Below are 3167 nucleotides of genomic sequence, written 5' to 3' on the forward strand. Positions count from 1 at the left end.
ACGATAACCGCTCCAGTACTATCTGAAAACTCCAGTCCTTGGCCATTAATTCAGCACCAGTCTAGCGCTCATCTAAGACGGCCACATGAAAAGTATGGCCAAGGGTTTGATCCGTTTTAATGAAACCGACCAAGTAGCGTTCAGCTTCCAGGCTGAAAACAGAACGCTCCTTGAGTTCAGGGCAGCCGACTACCGTCGGTAACGCGACGGCATAATCTAACACATATAACAAGGTCCCGTCTTCCTGGATCGCTGTAATCGTCACATAATCGTCGACGGCAATAATAACATTATTCTCTGTCTCGTTGTCGAGGAGGATATAGTTGGCGTTAAGATTCGTCGGCGTGCTGATAGTCAAGCTCGTGTCCTTGAGCAGCTGGACGTTGCTTGTTTCTAATGAATCGAATACCTCCGTAATCATGCTGGCAATAAGCAAGTCCCTGGTGGTCTTAATGAAAGCTTCAGTAACATCCAGGGCTTCTTCCCAGTCACTCTCGGGGACGGTTACTATTAGGTTGCCCGCCATCCAGCTGGAGCCGGGAGTAATCAGCCAGCTGCTGTCGGGAACGATGATCCAGTCCTCGGCGGGCTGAACAGCCCGACTGGTATCGGAATCCACCACCCAGTAGGTATCCGGAAACACGACCCAACTCGTATCCGGCACCATCGCGTAACTTACCCAGCTGCTCTGAAAATTGAACTTGCCTTTAGTAGAGACCAAAACAAATGAAGTATCATTCAGGCGGTGACATGCAGCCTGATCCAGGGCTGATAACTCAAATTCTCCTTCCTGGAATTCTTCGGGAAAGAAGTCCGCGCACCCGGCCATCAGGGCACCTATCAGACAAAGCACACCAAGCAGCTTTAATCGCTGAAAGCAAAGAATAGAGGGCATTATCTTCTCCTGAGTTTGGCCGTTGTTCATTTAATTTTCCTGAAGCTTCTCAGCGGATGACAATGAACTTTTTGATCTCACTTTCCCCCTTCCTGTAAAGTAGCTGCCCTGTAATCGGGTCGACGTAATCTTCGGTCACCTCAACGTAGAGGATGTATAGTCCGCTCACAACGATCTGGCCGGAAGAGGTCACCGAGTTCCACCCCTCGTCGCCGCTGCCATCAGTATGCGCGATGGTTTTAATCAGGTCACCCCGTTCGGTGAAGATTTTGATGCTACAATACGGGGGCAAATTATAGAAATTAATGCGATCGCGTTCACTCTCCCTGAATTGCAGTGCTTGGGCCTTGAGATTATAAGGGTTAGGGACGATTCTGATAGCATCCAGGCTGTATCTTTGGGCTTTACTGAGTCGAGCCGGTCCGCCAGCAGGTCGGCGCAAGGACGCCGGGGTGTTGGTCTTGGTCCAGAACTTGCTGCTCTCCAAGGGAACGCCGGGGACAATATCGTTCGTGCTGCCATCGTCGAAGGCGACGATATAGTAATAGTAATCGAAACCCCGCACCGCCTGCCGATCATCGTACGTTGTCACTATGTCAGGATTTGCGGTCCCCGCACCACAGGCGAATATTTCGTCGTAAGAGGTATCCGGCTTATGCACTGCCCGGTAGACTTTAAAGCCCGCTACATCATCCGGAGTCCCGCCCGAATATTGCCACGAAAGCGTGATCCGATCACCTCCCGAATTCACTTCGAACAGGTCTGGCGGGCGCGGTGGCGCGGGAATATCGAACCCGCTAAAGTAATTATCCCTGGCCCGCTCGAAGGTCTGAAAAATGGAATCTTCACCGGTATAAACCCAAACGTTCTTATAGAAGTCAGCATTGTCGGTCGGCCCGCCACCGGCATACGTCCGTCCGGCTTTCGCCGGCAAGCTGAATGGTGAGTTATTTTTCAGCCAGTTCTCCCCCACCTCATAGCACATATCGCGGTTCAGGCCCGCTACACCTTCCGCCAGGACGATATGGATACTTTCACCCGGAGCCAGCGTATAGGGTCCAAATCCCTGACCGTGGGAGTAGCCGCCGGGATTGCCCGGATCCCCAGCCCTTTCGTATAGATTGGCGTCCGCATTACAATCGATCGGATTTGGACAACCCATGTCCTCACCATGCCGGTTGGCCGGGTGACCGGAAATCATATAGGCGTACTCCTGGGCCATCTTCACGTCATTGAACTGGCTGTTCGCCGAAGTGATGGGCAGGTCCGACTGGATGTACATGGTGGTAAAGGGCTGGCTGGGATCATCGGTCGGGTCGGATGGTGAGGCATCGGCGTGGAGGGCGATCACGCCTACATACTGTGCGGCCGTTAAATGCCCATCCAGGCTTTGCGCGGGGCCCCCGATAGTGTTGAAGGTGGCCTGGCTGTGGCGGCCGAGCCAGGCAAACTGCGCCCGGAAGGGTTCTCCGGTAAGCGGGTGCTCGAACACCATATCATTGACCGTATTGTGCCCCCAGGTGGCCGACTGGGGCAGAACATACAGGCCATAGGCGCCCGCCTCACGTGAGGAAGCATAACGGTACTGAAAGAAAATGACCACACCCTCCATGGTCTGCTCATGAATCGTTCCCTTATTGTCAATTATGCCGGTGTTTTTAAAAACATAATCGTAGATATGGTAATTCTGGTGGTACTGATTCGTGAAAGCATATATATGGCGGGTGAGGGTGATGCCCATGGCAGTGTTGACCACATTATAAATCATGCGGTCCACCGGGAGGTCTGCATAGATGCTATCGACGAGGTCCATACCATACATCATATCAGACCCAGGTTCACCGTCAACGAAAACGATTGGATGGTTGAACTTGCCGTACATCTTGAATTCCTGGGGCATTATCTCGCTCACATCGTCCAGTACTCGCGGCCCTACATGCACGACCTTGTAGTCGTAGGTCTTGCCGATATTAGCATCATAGAAATCGGTCGCCCCGATCCACAGGGCCTTAGCCGCCTGGCAATCCTGCCAGTCAAATAAGGCCGGCCACCTGAGACCATCCTGCTGGTCGGAAACCAATCCCCGGCGGCCCACCTCCCTTTCACCACCGGCACTGGAGTACCAGTTATTCAGATCACCGATGGCGATCCACTTGGTGTCATCAGCAAAGGCAATGCCGATCAGTAAGGGACACAGCATCAACACACTGGTGAAGGCTAATCCCGGGTTTCGAAGTATGGCTTTCATACGGATAATAACCTCACTCATTCA

Annotated in this window: 2 protein-coding genes; both read right to left on the bottom strand. The window is 52.7% G+C overall.

Annotation, left to right across the window (positions count from 1 at the left end):
- Nucleotides 1-61 precede the first annotated feature (61 nt).
- Complete coding sequence (locus ACETWG_00005) at nt 62-895, bottom strand: hypothetical protein (GenBank protein ID MFB0514971.1); 834 nt, start codon at nt 893-895, stop codon at nt 62-64.
- A 49-nt stretch (nt 896-944) separates the two neighbouring features.
- A complete protein-coding gene (locus ACETWG_00010; GenBank protein ID MFB0514972.1) occupies nt 945-3143 on the bottom strand; it encodes a fibronectin in 2199 nt (732 codons plus the stop codon).
- Nucleotides 3144-3167: the final 24 nt, after the last annotated feature.

Source organism: Candidatus Neomarinimicrobiota bacterium (assembly GCA_041862535.1).
Classification (GTDB): domain Bacteria; phylum Fidelibacterota; class Marinisomatia; order SCGC-AAA003-L08; family TS1B11.